10 protein-coding genes are annotated in these 12,366 nt (G+C 75.2%); 3 read left to right on the forward strand and 7 right to left on the reverse strand.

Annotated features, from left to right (window positions below; translation table 11 throughout):
- Positions 1-125: 125 nt before the first annotated feature.
- The 4 genes from A2U95_RS09625 to A2U95_RS09640 all read right to left on the reverse strand — a co-directional run bounded on the left by A2U95_RS09625 (position 126) and on the right by A2U95_RS09640 (position 6,547).
- On the reverse strand, positions 126-1,691 hold the full coding sequence (locus tag A2U95_RS09625; RefSeq protein ID WP_166021744.1) for a PP2C family protein-serine/threonine phosphatase: 1,566 nt from the start codon (positions 1,689-1,691) through the stop codon (positions 126-128).
- Between the two features lie 310 nt (positions 1,692-2,001).
- A complete protein-coding gene (locus A2U95_RS09630) occupies positions 2,002-3,150 on the reverse strand; it encodes a C40 family peptidase (protein WP_166021745.1) in 1,149 nt (382 codons plus the stop codon).
- 654 nt (positions 3,151-3,804) lie between these two features.
- Positions 3,805-5,301: an FG-GAP-like repeat-containing protein gene (locus tag A2U95_RS09635; RefSeq protein ID WP_166021746.1), complete on the reverse strand. Its 1,497-nt coding sequence runs from the start codon at positions 5,299-5,301 to the stop codon at positions 3,805-3,807.
- Between the two features lie 484 nt (positions 5,302-5,785).
- Positions 5,786-6,547: a phosphoglyceromutase gene (locus A2U95_RS09640; RefSeq protein WP_166021747.1), complete on the reverse strand. Its 762-nt coding sequence runs from the start codon at positions 6,545-6,547 to the stop codon at positions 5,786-5,788.
- Positions 6,548-6,676: 129 nt separating this feature from the next.
- Here A2U95_RS09640 and A2U95_RS09645 point away from each other — a divergent pair, with 129 nt between their 5' ends.
- Positions 6,677-7,963: an MDR family MFS transporter gene (locus tag A2U95_RS09645; RefSeq protein ID WP_166021748.1), complete on the forward strand. Its 1,287-nt coding sequence runs from the start codon at positions 6,677-6,679 to the stop codon at positions 7,961-7,963.
- A 4-nt stretch (positions 7,964-7,967) separates the two neighbouring features.
- On the opposite strand, the gene A2U95_RS09650 is transcribed toward A2U95_RS09645, so the two are convergent.
- Entirely contained in the window at positions 7,968-8,417 is a 450-nt protein-coding gene (locus A2U95_RS09650) for a DUF2199 domain-containing protein (protein WP_240957444.1), read from the reverse strand.
- A 344-nt stretch (positions 8,418-8,761) separates the two neighbouring features.
- On the opposite strand from A2U95_RS09650, the gene A2U95_RS09660 reads away from it, so the two are divergent.
- Entirely contained in the window at positions 8,762-9,211 is a 450-nt protein-coding gene (locus A2U95_RS09660) for a GNAT family N-acetyltransferase (protein ID WP_166025009.1), read from the forward strand.
- A 73-nt stretch (positions 9,212-9,284) separates the two neighbouring features.
- On the opposite strand, the gene A2U95_RS09665 is transcribed toward A2U95_RS09660, so the two are convergent.
- Positions 9,285-9,770: a type III secretion system chaperone family protein gene (locus tag A2U95_RS09665; RefSeq protein WP_166021750.1), complete on the reverse strand. Its 486-nt coding sequence runs from the start codon at positions 9,768-9,770 to the stop codon at positions 9,285-9,287.
- On the reverse strand, positions 9,763-11,109 hold the full coding sequence (mshA, locus tag A2U95_RS09670) for a D-inositol-3-phosphate glycosyltransferase (protein ID WP_166021751.1): 1,347 nt from the start codon (positions 11,107-11,109) through the stop codon (positions 9,763-9,765). The genes A2U95_RS09665 and mshA overlap by 8 nt, the downstream gene beginning before the upstream one ends.
- A gap of 208 nt (positions 11,110-11,317) precedes the next feature.
- On the opposite strand from mshA, the gene A2U95_RS09675 reads away from it, so the two are divergent.
- Positions 11,318-12,136, forward strand: a complete 819-nt coding sequence (locus tag A2U95_RS09675) for a class I SAM-dependent methyltransferase (RefSeq protein WP_166021752.1) — start codon at positions 11,318-11,320, stop codon at positions 12,134-12,136.
- Positions 12,137-12,366: the final 230 nt, after the last annotated feature.

Below are 12,366 nucleotides of genomic sequence, written 5' to 3' on the forward strand. Positions count from 1 at the left end.
CGGGCCCGCGCCGCGGCCACGGGCGCGCCGCCGTGCCCCGCGCGGCGGCAGGCCAGGTTCCGGCGCGGCGGGGGCCCGGCCGAGGTGGGTCCGGCGGGCGTCGTCCGCCGGTCGCGGCGTTCCGGTCAGCCCCGTTCGAGCAGCAGCACGGCCACGTCGTCGGTCAGTTCGCCGCCGTTGAGGGAGCGGACCTCCGCCAGCGTCTCGCGGAGCAGCGGCTCGCCGCTCAGGCCCGCCGCCAGGTGGTGGCGGACCAGGTCGGCCATGCCGTCCTCGCCCAGCCGCTCCCCCTGGCCGCCGCCGTCCCGGCCCTCGATCAGGCCGTCCGTGTAGAGCATCAGGCTCCAGGCGTCGCCCAGCCACATCTCGTTCCGCGGCCAGCGCGCGTCCGGCAGCAGTCCCAGCGCCGGGCCGTTCTCCTCGTAGGGCAGCAGGTGCGCCCCCTCGCCGGGGCGGGCGATCAGCGGCGGCGGGTGGCCGGCCAGGCACACCCCGGCGCTGCGGCCGTCCGGCGCGATGTCCACCTGGCAGAGGGTGGCGAAGGTCTCCTCGCTGTGCCGCTCGTGCTCCAGGACCTTCTGCAGGGTGGTGAGGAGGTCGTCCCCGCTCAGCCCGGCCAGGGTCAGCGCGCGCCAGGCGATGCGGAGCTCGACCCCGAGCGCCGCCTCGTCGGGGCCGTGGCCGGCGACGTCGCCGATCATCACGTGCACCGCTCCGTCCGGGGTGCGCACCGTGTCGTAGAAGTCGCCGCCCAGCAGGGCCCGGGAGCGGCCGGGGCGGTAGCGGGCCGCGAAGCGCAGCAGGGAGCCGTCCAGGATGGGCGTGGGCAGCAGGCCGCGCTCCAGGCGGGCGTTCTCCTGGGCCCGCATCCGGGACTCGGTGAGCCGCCGCTCGGCCGTGTCGGAGCGCTTGCGCTCCACGGCGTAACGGACGGCGCGGCGCAGCAGCCGCCCGTCGAGCTCGTCGCGGACCAGGTAGTCCTGGGCGCCGACGCGGACCGCCTCGGGGCCCCGCCGCTCGGCGTCCCCGGAGCTGGTGAGGGCCAGGACGGCGTGCCGGGGCGCGATCCGCAGCACGTGCTTGAGCACGGCCAGCTCGTCCTCGGCCGTGCCGTCCTCCGACGGGGCGGTCCGGCCGGGGGCGGGGAGGTCGAGGTCGAGCAGGATGCAGTTCACGTCGTCGGTGAGGAGCCGCTCCGCCTCGGTGAGGTTGCGGGCGGTGCGGACCCGCACGGACCTGCCGCCGGAGTCGAGCAGCTCGGACATGACGGCGGAGCCGCCCGGGTCGGCCTCGATCAGCAGCAGCGTCAGCTGCGCCGGGGCGGGGGCCTTCTCGGCCGCCGGGGCGCTGGACGCGGGATTCTCCGGCGAGGTGTGCTCCTCGTGACGCGGGTCGGCGTGGTGGGCGGTGCCGCGGCGGGTCCCGTCGCGGTGGCGGTCGTCGCGCTGGTCGTCGGGCCGGGTGCCGTCGTGGTGCGGGTCGTCGGGTCGGGTGCCGTCGTCCGTCGGTCCGTCGCCCGCCGACGGACCGGCGGACGGGTTCGCCGGAGCCGCGGGGGGGACGGCGCCGGCCGCATCCCGGGGGCGCGGAGCCTCCTCGGCGGGGGCGCCGTACGTCCAGGCGCCGGAGTCCGCCGCCGGGTCGCTCTCCACGGACGGGACCGCCCGGGGCCGCGGTATGTGCATCGGCATGGGTTCGGTTTCCTTCCCTCCCCCCGAGACGGCGGGATCGAGAGGGTTCGACGCCCGCCGAGTGGGGACCTTAGCGGTTCACGAGGGCACAGCGGAATGCCGGACAGTCCTCCGGCAGGACTGCCCGGCAGTGTCAAATGCCGCGTTCAGGAGCGCTTTCGGACAGGACGGCGGCCCTGGCGGGGATGACGAACGTCACGCGCCGGAGGAGGCCGGGGCGCGGGACGGAGTGCGACGGGTCACTCCGTCCACCGGTCACCGGCAGGCCCCGGGGCGGCACTTCGGTCCCCGGTGCCGCCTTCGCCGTCGCTCAGTCCCCCTCGACGCTCGGCCGGTGCGGGTCGGGCCGGACCACGCCCAGGATCGGCATGCTGCCCGCGCCGGCCACGGTCACCGAACGGCCGGGACGCGGGGCGTGGATCATCATGCCGTCGCCCACGTATATGGCGACATGGGTGGCGTCGCTGTTGTAGATGATCAGGTCGCCCGGACGCATCTCCTGGGCGGCCACCCGGTGCAGCTGCCGCCACTGCTCCTGCGAGGTGCGCGGGATCGGGTATCCGGCCTTGGCCCACGCCTGGGAGGTCAGGCCCGAGCAGTCGAAGGAGTCCGGCCCCTCGGCGCCCCACACGTACGGCTTGCCGAGCTGTTCGGTGGCGTAGCCGATCGCCCGGCGGGCGGAGGCGGAGGTCGCGTCGTCGAGCCCGGCGAGGACGCCGGAGCCGATCCAGGCGGCCTGGGACCGGCGGGCGGCCTCGGCCTCCAGGGCGGCGAGCCGCTCCCGCTCCTCCTTCTGGAGGCGCGACTCCAGCTTCTCGGCCTCGGCGATCTGCTTCTCGATCTTCTCGCGGGCCTTGTCCTTGGCCCGGCGCTGCTCCTCCAGGTCCGCCCAGCGCGCGGAGGCGGCCTGCTCCAGCTCCTCCAGCTTGTCCCGGGTGGAGATGAGGTCGGCGAGCAGGCCCTTGGCGGCCTTCTCGCCCTCCTGCACCCGCCGGGCGCCGTCGAGGAAGTCCTCCGGGTCCTCGCTCAGCCAGAGCTTCGCCTCCGGCGGCAGCCCCGCCCCCCGGTACTGGGCGCGGGCGGCGGCCCCGGCCCGCTCGTACAGGTCGTCCACCTCGTCCTGGACGCCGGCGATCCTCCCGGTGAGTTCGTCGATCTCCTCGGACTGCTTCTTCGCCTTCTCCTCCGCCGCGTTGTACGCCTCGGTGGCGCGGGCGGCGTCCTTGTAGAGGGCGTCGAGCTTCTCGCGGACCGCCTCCAGCTCGGCGTTGCTCGCCGGCGCGGGGGCGGGCGGTGGCGCGGGATCGGTGGGGGCGGAAACCGAGGACGGCGCGTGGGTGCCCGCGAACGCCGTGCCGGGCGCGCCGAGGGCGGTGATCGCGCAGACCAGCGCCACCGCCGTGGCGATCAGCCCGCGGCGGCCCGGGCCGCCTCCGCGTCTTCCTCTGCTCGCTGCCATGGCTCGCCTTCCACCTGCCTTACCGTTGGTAACGTCTGCCTTCCCGGGGGATGCTGCCATGCCCGATGGGCAGAGCGACAGGGGTCGTGCCCTGTCGGCCCGGATCGGACACGCCGCCGGCCCCCCGTCCCGGGCGGTCCCCGACCGCCCTGAGCACGGCCACCCTTCCCGGGTGCGGGGCCGCCCATGACGATCTCTCAGGTGGTGTGACGAACAGCGCGGAACGATCGTTCCCCGGCGCGCGGGACCGATCGGGTGACGTCTGTTCAGGAGAGGGAGCGAAGGCGGAGCCCCCTGATGATGCTCCATGCCGTGCCCGCGGAGACGGCCGGGGCCGCCTGCGCGGCGCCCGCGCGCCGCGGGCGCGCGGGCGGGACGGGCACCCGCCGGCCGTCACGCCGTTCACGGACGTGCCCTCGCCTGCCCGCCGCCGTGCGGCCGACCGGCCCGTCCGCCGTGGGAAACGGTCCCGCCGCGGGCGCGCCGGCCGCGACGCGCGGCACCGTCCATGGGGGCGGGGCCGGCAGCCGGCCTCCCCGGGCCGGTCGGTTCAACCGGCCCGGCCGGTCCGACCGGACCGGCCCGACCGGGTCATCGGGCCCGGGACAACGGCGGGTCCCCTGCCGCCCGGAAGGGCAGGGGACCCAACGGAGTTCAGCGCAGGGCCGCGCCGAACCAGGCGTCCGTGGCGGGAGCGCCCACGTCCGCGGCGCCGAACGCGAACGCGTTCTTCGTGGACAGGCCGGCGGAGCCGCCGCGCAGCACCCACACCGCGCCGTTGTCGCTGTTCTCGGCGGTCGTGCCGACGGCGAGGTCGCGGTGGCCGTTGCCGTTCACGTCGAGCAGCGCGGTGGAGACGCCGAACATGTCCCCGGCCTCGCCGACGCCGGGGATCCCGGCGGTGTCCTGGTTGACGGCCTTGGCGCCCGCGCCGGTGACTCCCGCGGCGCTGCCGGGCACCAGAACGACGGCGCCCGCGTCCTGGACCGTGCCGATGTCCTCGCCCGCGACGCCGAGCGCGATGTCCGCGTAGCCGTCACCGGTCATGTCGGCGACCGAGACGGAGGAACCGAAGAGGTCGCCCTCCTCCTGGGCGCCGGGGATGCCGGGCGAGTCCTGGTCGATGACCACCGTCTTCGCCTCGGACGGGCCGGAGGCCGAGCCGTACGCGATCCGCACCTTGTCGGACCAGTCCTCCGCGCCGACCACCACGTCGTCGTAGCCGTCGCCGTTCACGTCGCCGATGCCCGTGCCGGCCGGGGTGCTGGAGGTGGAGTCGCCGGGGATCCAGCCGCGGGTGAAGCCGGTGGCGCCGCCGCCCAGCAGCAGGCGGTTCCCCCAGGTGCCGTCGCCGGTGTAGTGCCACTGGACGATGTCGTCCCGGCCGTCGCCGTTGACGTCCCCGACCTGGCCGGAGACGACCGGGCCGGTGATGGAGGCGGGGCCGTTCTCGCAGCCGCCGCCGGTGTCGCACGAGGCGTCCTCCTCCTCCCAGCCCCACCACAGGGACTTGTCGAGGACGGGAAGCACGGCCTTGGGCGCGCCGGCCCGGGTGACCGGGCCCTTCCACACGGTCGCCGGGGCGCCCACGGGGTCGTCGCCGCCGACGCGCTGGGCGGAGAACAGCGCGAGGTCGGCCTTGCCGTCGCCGTCGAAGTCGCCGATCTGGGGCGCCGTCCCGTACCCGGCGACGGCGGTGCCGCCGGTGAGACCGGACGCCGAACCCCACAGGATCACCGAGCCGGCCGTGCCGCCCCCGACGACGAGGTCGCCGTAGCCGTCGCCGTCCAGGTCGCCCTTGGCGAAGGTGGCGCCGAAGCGCTGGTCGGCGGTGGCGGCGCCCGGTACGCCGCTCGTGGAGCGGCTGACGATCTTCTTCTTCGCGGTGTCGATGCCGCTGGAGGATCCGTACGTCACCGCGACGTAGCCGGCGCGGGCCGCGCCGGACACGGTCGCGTTCGGCGCCCCGACGACGAGGTCGGCGTAGCCGTCACGGTTGAAGTCGTCCTGGACCCCGACGGAGGGGGCGGGAGCGGCCTGGGCCGTCGCCGTGGTCAGGGACCAGGCGCCCAGTCCGCCGGCCAGCAGCGCCGCGGCGGCAAGGGGAGCGCCCAGTCGCGTGGAACGGGTGCCGCCTCGTGCTCGAGACATGGAGATGCCTTTCGGGTCGGTCGGTCGACGCGGGACGCGAGACGCGCCGCGCGTTCAACCAGTCCGACTCCGGTGGAGGCCTTCCGGTTGTACACCGGAATGCCACGGTGACGTCCCCGGGCCGCAACCGTCGCGGGCCGCGGCGTCGAGCCGGCCGCGTCGCCCCGGCGGTGGTGGCGCACCCGCCTTCGCGGGTTCCGTGTGCCGGCCCGGTTCGCCACGCACCGCGGGGCCGTCCCGACGTGGAGCGGACGACCGGCCTCCGGGCCGGGGCGGAGCGACTGCTCGCAGTGCCACCCGTGGACCCCTGTCGCCGGGACGGGGCATGACGTGAGGTCTGCTCCCGTGAGGCGGCCGGGGCGTCACCCGGCGCGTACGGGTGGCGGCGTGACCGCCACGCCTGACGGCCCGGGGACGGCCCCGGGACAGCGACGAGCCCCCCACGCGCGGAGAAGTCGCGGGCGGGGGGCTCGAAGCGTCCGGGTTACTTCTTCTTGCCCTGGTTCTTGACGGCCTCGATGGCGGCCTTGGCGGCCTCCGGGTCGAGGTAGGTGCCGTGCGCGACGACCGGCTTGAACTCGGCGTCGAGCTCGTAGGACAGCGGGATGCCGGTGGGGATGTTGAGACCGGCGATGTCGGTGTCGGAGATGCCGTCGAGGTGCTTCACCAGCGCGCGCAGCGAGTTGCCGTGGGCGGCGACCAGGACGGTGCGGCCGGTCAGCAGGTCGGGGACGATGCTGTCGTACCAGTACGGCATCATCCGGTGGACGACGTCCTTCAGGCACTCGGTCTGCGGGCGCAGCTCCGGCGGGATCGTCGCGTAGCGGGCGTCGTTGTACTGCGACCACTCGGCGTCGGCGTCCAGGACCGGCGGCGGGGTGTCGTAGGAGCGGCGCCACTGCATGAACTGCTCCTCGCCGAACTGCTCGAGGATCTCCGCCTTGTTCTTGCCCTGGAGCGCCCCGTAGTGACGCTCGTTGAGGCGCCAGCTGCGGTGGACCGGGATCCAGTGCCGGTCCGCGGCGGTCAGGGAGAGCTGGGCGGTGCGGATGGCACGCTTCTGCAGGGACGTGTGCACGACGTCGGGGAGGAGCCCGGCGTCCTTCATCAGCTCCCCGCCGCGGATCGCCTCCTTCTCGCCCTTGTCGGTCAGGTCCACGTCCACCCAGCCGGTGAACAGGTTCTTGGCGTTCCACTCGCTCTCGCCGTGGCGGAGGAGGATCAGCTTGTACGGTGCGTCGGCCATGGCGACCAGCGTAATCGGAGGCGGTCGGGGGCCGCGCACGCGTCCACTATCCGGTGGCTGGCGCCCGACGTGCGGGAGTAACATGCGCTGACCGCTTCAGCCGCTTACGGCTGCTCCCTGGAGGCCCCCATGTCCCTCGTCTCGCCGAGACGTGCCCTCAGGGCGACCGTCTCCGGGCTCCCCAGGGAGTTCTGGTGGCTGTGGACCAGTTCCCTGGTCAACCGCCTGGGCGCGTTCGTCGCCACGTTCATGGCGCTGTACCTGACCGTGGACCGGGGCTACTCCGCCTCCTACGCGGGCCTGGTCGCCGCGCTCCACGGACTCGGCGGCGTGGTCTCCTCGCTGGGCGCCGGGGTGATGGCGGACCGGCTGGGACGCCGGCCCACCATGCTGGTCGCCCAGCTCTCCACGGCGGCCTCGGTGGCGCTGCTCGGCTTCGTCCACGACCCCGTGGCCATCGCGGGCGTCGCCTTCCTGGTGGGCATGGCCTCCAACGGCTCCCGGCCCGCGGTGCAGGCGATGATGGCGGACATCCTGCCGCCCGAGGACCGGGTGCGGGCCTTCTCGCTCAACTACTTCGCGGTCAACCTCGGGTTCGCGGTCTCCGCGGTGGGCGCCGGGTTCATCGCCGAGTTCAGCTACCGCGCCGGGTTCCTGATCGAGGCCGGGATGACCCTGGTCTGCGCGGTGCTGGTCTTCCTGAAAATCCCCGAGTCGATGCCCGGGACGGAGGCCGGTGCGGCGGGCGGTGACGGGACGAGGACCGGCACCGAGGTCAGGATCGGCACGGTGCTGCGCGACGGGCGGTTCATGTCGCTGGTGGGGCTGTCGTTCCTGGTCGCGCTGATCTTCCAGCAGGGGTACGTGGCCCTGCCGGTGGCCATGGGGCAGCACGGCTTCAGTCCGGCCGACTACGGCCTCGCCATCGCCGTCAACGGCGTGCTGATCGTCGCGGTGCAGATCCCGGTCACCGGGATGATCCAGCGCCGGGACCCCCGCCGGCTGCTGGTGGTCTCCGCGCTGCTGGCCGGGTACGGGTTCGGGCTGACCGCCTTCGCCGGCTCGGTGGGCGTGCTGGCGCTCACCGTGTGCGTGTGGACGATCGCCGAGATCCTCAACGCCCCCACGCAGTCCAGCCTGGTGGTCCGGCTCTCCCCGGAACAGGGCCGCGGACGGTACCAGGGGATGTACACGATGTCCTGGTCGCTGGCGGCCCTGGTGGCGCCCCTCGCCTCCGGCGTGGTCATCGACGCGTACGGCGCGGACTGGCTCTGGGGCGCGTGCGCCGTGCTGGGCACGGTCGCGGCGGCCGGGTACGCGCTGGTCATGCGGGGCCTGCCGCCCGAGCCGGAGGTCACCGTGTCCGGCGGAACGCCGAAGCCGGTGGCCGAGACGACCGGAGGCGTCACCGCCTGAGGCGTCACCCCCCGTGCAGTACCGCCTCGGCGATCTCCCGGACCCGCGCGAGGGTGATCCCCTCGCGCTGCTCCACCGCCAGCGGGTGGTCCGTCGGCTCCAGCTCCACGTAGGGCCGGCGGCCCACCTCACGGGTGTGGACGTGGGTGCGGAGGTTGAGGGTGCTCGGGGAGTACAGCGGCAGCTCGGTGGTCAGCCAGCCGAAGTACGGCGGCTCCGCCTCCCGCCCGGGCGTCTCCCACAGTTCGTCCGCGCGGCGGAAGTTCTGGGCGCTGAGCGAGACCCAGACCCCCCACTCGAAGGTCTCGCCGGTGTCGCGCACCGGAATCTCGATCAGGCCCTTCACGAAGAAGTGCTCGCCCCTGATCACGCACTGGTCGGGGGAGAGCACGCTGTCCTCGCGCTCGGCGTGTCGCGGATCCCAGACGTCGGGCGCCTCGGTGGAGTAACCCATGGGGAGGCCCGCGTGGCGCTCGCCGCAGCGCGAGCAGACGAAGCCGGGTTCCTCTTGTGTCATGGCCCGAGAGTAGTGGCCGCCTCCGACGGCCACGGCAGAACCGCCGGTCCGGGCCACGGCGGCCGCCGCCCCGTGCGACCCTGCCGGTGAACGAGGAGGTCCACGTGCCGTTTCCGTCCGAAGCCCACGCCCGCACCGACGCCCGTACCGACGCCGGCGCCCGTACCGATGCCGGGACCCGTACCGACGCCGGGACCCGCACCGGCGCGGACGCCCGCACCGGCGCCCGTGCCCGCCCCCACGTCCGTCTCCGGCCCGCGCGCCCCGACGAGGCGTCCGCGCTGAGCGGGCTGGCGCTGCGGTCCAAGGGCCACTGGGGCTACGACGACGCGTTCCTCGCCGCCTGCCGGGACGAGCTCACGCTGCGCCCGGAGGACCTGGCGCCCGGCACGGCGACCGTCGCCGAGGACGGCGCCGGACGCGTCCTGGGCTTCGTGCTGGTCGACGGCGACCCGCCGCGGGGCCGGCTCGACATGCTCTTCGTCGACCCGCCCGTCATCGGCTCCGGCCTCGGCCGCCGGCTCTTCGCCGAGGCCCTGGCGATCGCGCGGCGCCTCGGCATGAGCCGTCTCACCATCGACGCCGACCCGTACACGGAGCCGTTCTACCGGGCGATGGGCGCCGAGGTCACCGGCTCCGTCCCGTCCGGCTCCGTCCCGGGCAGGCTGCTGCCCCTGATGGCGGTCGACGTCCCGCCGGCCGCCCCGCCCGCGGGAGCGCCGCCGCGGTGACGGCCACGAGCCTCCCCCGGCGGGCCCTGCACGGCCCCGCCCGCCCGACCGCGACCGCCGGTGCGGGCGGGCGTCACTCGCGTTCGAGGAGGTGGGCGAAGGCCTCCAGGTTCTTGGTGGACTCGCCGCGGGAGACGCGCCAGGCGTGCTCCTTGCGGATGGAGGACGCGAAGCCCAGCTCCAGCAGGGTGTTGAAGGCGCCGTCGGCGGCCTCCAGCACCTGGCCGAGCAGGCGGTCGAGTTCGTCGGCGGTGATCGAGGCCAGCGGCAGGCGGGCGGTGACGTACACGTCGCCGTGCGGGTCGACGGCGTAGGAGACGCCGTACAGCTTGAGGTTGCGTTCCAGGAGCCAGCGGTGGACGCCCGCCTCGTTCTCGTCCGGGTGGCGGATGACGAAGGCGTTCAGGGAGAGCGAGTGGCGCCCGGCGATCAGCGAGACCGCGGTGGTCAGCTTTCTGGTGCCGGGGAGCGTGACGACGTAGTTGCCCGACTCCGGGGACTCCCACTCCAGCTCGGCGTCCCGCAGGAACTCCTCGATCACTTCGCGCGCGTCAGCCATGGGCCGAGCGTACGCGACGACGGTGGGCGTGCAGGGCGGCCGCGTACACGTCGGTGGTCGCGGTGGCGGCCCGGTCCCAGCCGAAGTCCTGGGCGTGCCGGGCGGCGTTCGCGCCGAGGCGGGCGGCCAGGGAGGGGTCGTCGGCGAGGCGGCCGAGCACGTCCGCGTAGTCGGCCGGGTCGTGGCCGCGGACCAGGAAGCCGGTCTCGCCGTCCCGCACCGCCACCGGCAGCCCGCCCACCGCGGCCGCCAGCACCGGCGTCCCGGTGGCCTGCGCCTCGATGGCGACCAGGCCGAACGACTCGCTGTACGAGGGCATCACCAGCACCGACGCCGCCCGGAACCAGTCCGCCAGCCTGTCCTGCCCCACCGGCGGGTGGAACCGCACCACGTCGCCGATGCCCAGGCGCGCCGAGAGCTTCTGCAGCCGCTCGGGCTTCGCCAGGCCGCTGCCGCTGGGACCGCCCACCACCGGCACCACCAGCCGGGGCCGCAGCTCGGGACGCCGCTCCAGCAGCACCGCCACCGCGCGCAGCAGCACGTCGGGGGCCTTGAGCGGCTGTATCCGCCCGGCGAAGAGGGGGACCAGGGCGTCCTGCGGCAGACCCAGGCGGGCCCGGGCGGCGGCCCTGCCGTCGGCAGGGCGGAAACGGTCCAGGTTGACGCCGGGGTGCACGACCTCGACCTTCGCCGGGTCGGCCTCGTAGTGGCGGACCAGGTCGGCCGCCTCGTCGGCGGTGTTGGCGATCAGCCGGTCGGCGGCGTCCACGATCTGCGTCTCACCGATGACCCGCGCGGGCGGCTCGGGCGTGTCGCCCGCGGCGAGGGAGGCGTTCTTGACCTTGGCCATGGTGTGCATGGCGTGCACCAGCGGCACGCCCCAGCGCTGGGCCGCCAGCCAGCCGACGTGCCCGGAGAGCCAGTAGTGGGAGTGGACCAGGTCGTAGTGGCCGGGCCGGTGTCCCGCCCAGGCCTGCATCACGCCGTGGGTGAAGGCGCAGAGCTGGGCCGGCAGGTCCTCCTTGGCCAGGCCCTCGTACGGCCCGGCGTCCACGTGGCGCACCAGCACGCCCGGGGCCAGCTCCACGGCCGGCGGGAGGGAGGCGGAGGTGGCGCGGGTGAAGATCTCCACCTCGACGCCCTGCGCGGCGAGCCGGCGGGCCAGCTCCACGATGTACACGTTCATCCCGCCCGCGTCGCCCGTGCCGGGCTGGTGCAGCGGCGACGTGTGGACGGAGAGCATGGCGACCCGGCGCGGACGGCGCGGCCCGCCCGGCAGCCGCAGCCTCGCGGGCGACGCCGCGGAGAGACGCCCGAGCCTGGTGACGTACTGGCTCACGTGGCGGTCCTCCATGGGCATCGGGTGGGCGGGTGTCGGACGGAGGGTGTCGGGCGGGCCGGGTGCCCACCCTCTCCGCAGGCGGAAACACCGGTGGGGCGCGCGCAATTTCGCCTTTGCCAAAACGTTACGCCGCGTGGCGGCGGCGTTGCCCTCGCGTGAACGGCGGGCGACGGCCCCGGGCGGGGCCTTCCGTACCCTCGTAGGCATGACGACCCGCGCAGCGACCCGCCCCGTGGGAACGGTGACGCGCGGGACGACCAACCCCAACCGGCTCCGCCGCATGGACCGCTGGATCGCCGCCGCGCACGGCGCCGAACTGCGCCGCGCGGCGGACCCGGTCGCCGTCGACCTGGGCTACGGGGCGGCCCCCTGGACCGCCGTCGAACTGCTCGGCCGGCTGCGGACCGCCGCGCCGCGGACCCGGGTGGTCGGCATCGAGATCGACCCGGCCCGGGTCGCCGCGGCCCGCCCGTACGAGCGGGAGGGGCTGGAGTTCCGGCACGGCGGCTTCGAGGTCCCCCTGCCGGTCGGACCGCACCTGATCAGGGCCGCCAACGTGCTGCGCCAGTACGACGAGGAGCAGGTCGCCCGGGTGTGGGCGGGGCTGTGCGCCCGCCTCGCCCCGGCCGACGGGCGCGGTTCACGGGGCGGACTGCTGGTGGAGGGCACCTGCGACGAGATCGGGCGGCGCCACGTCTGGGTCGCCCTGGGCCCCGAGGGCCCGCGCACGGTCACCTTCGCCGCCCGGCTCGGCTCCCTGGACCGTCCGTCCGACCTCGCCGAACGGCTCCCCAAGGCGCTCATCCACCGGAACGTGCCGGGCGAGCCGGTGCACTCCTTCCTGCGCGACTTCGACCGTGCCTGGGCCGCGGCCGCGCCCTACGCCTCCTACGGCGCGCGCCAGCGGTGGATCCGCACGGTGCGCGACCTGACGGCGGACTGGCCGGTGACGGACGGGCCGTCCCGGTGGCGTCAGGGCGAGGTCACCGTGGACTGGAGCGCGCTGGCGCCGCGCGTCCGGTAGCGCCTCCCGGGGTTCCGCGCCGTCCGCGGCTGCTCCCGGGGCCGGACAGGGCAGCGTGGCCGGGAGCCGCTCGCGCACGGCGGCCGGCGGTCGCGCACAACCCCGGACCCGGCGCCTCGGGCGGCCGGCGGCCCCGCGGGGAGACCGTCCGCCCTGTGCCCGCCCGCCCTATGCCCCGCCCGCCCTATGCCCCGCCCGCCCGTGGCCCCGCAGCCCGGCCGGCCGAGGGC

Origin of the sequence: Streptomyces chilikensis, from assembly GCF_001642695.1 — a bacterium.
GTDB lineage: Bacteria > Actinomycetota > Actinomycetes > Streptomycetales > Streptomycetaceae > Streptomyces > Streptomyces chilikensis.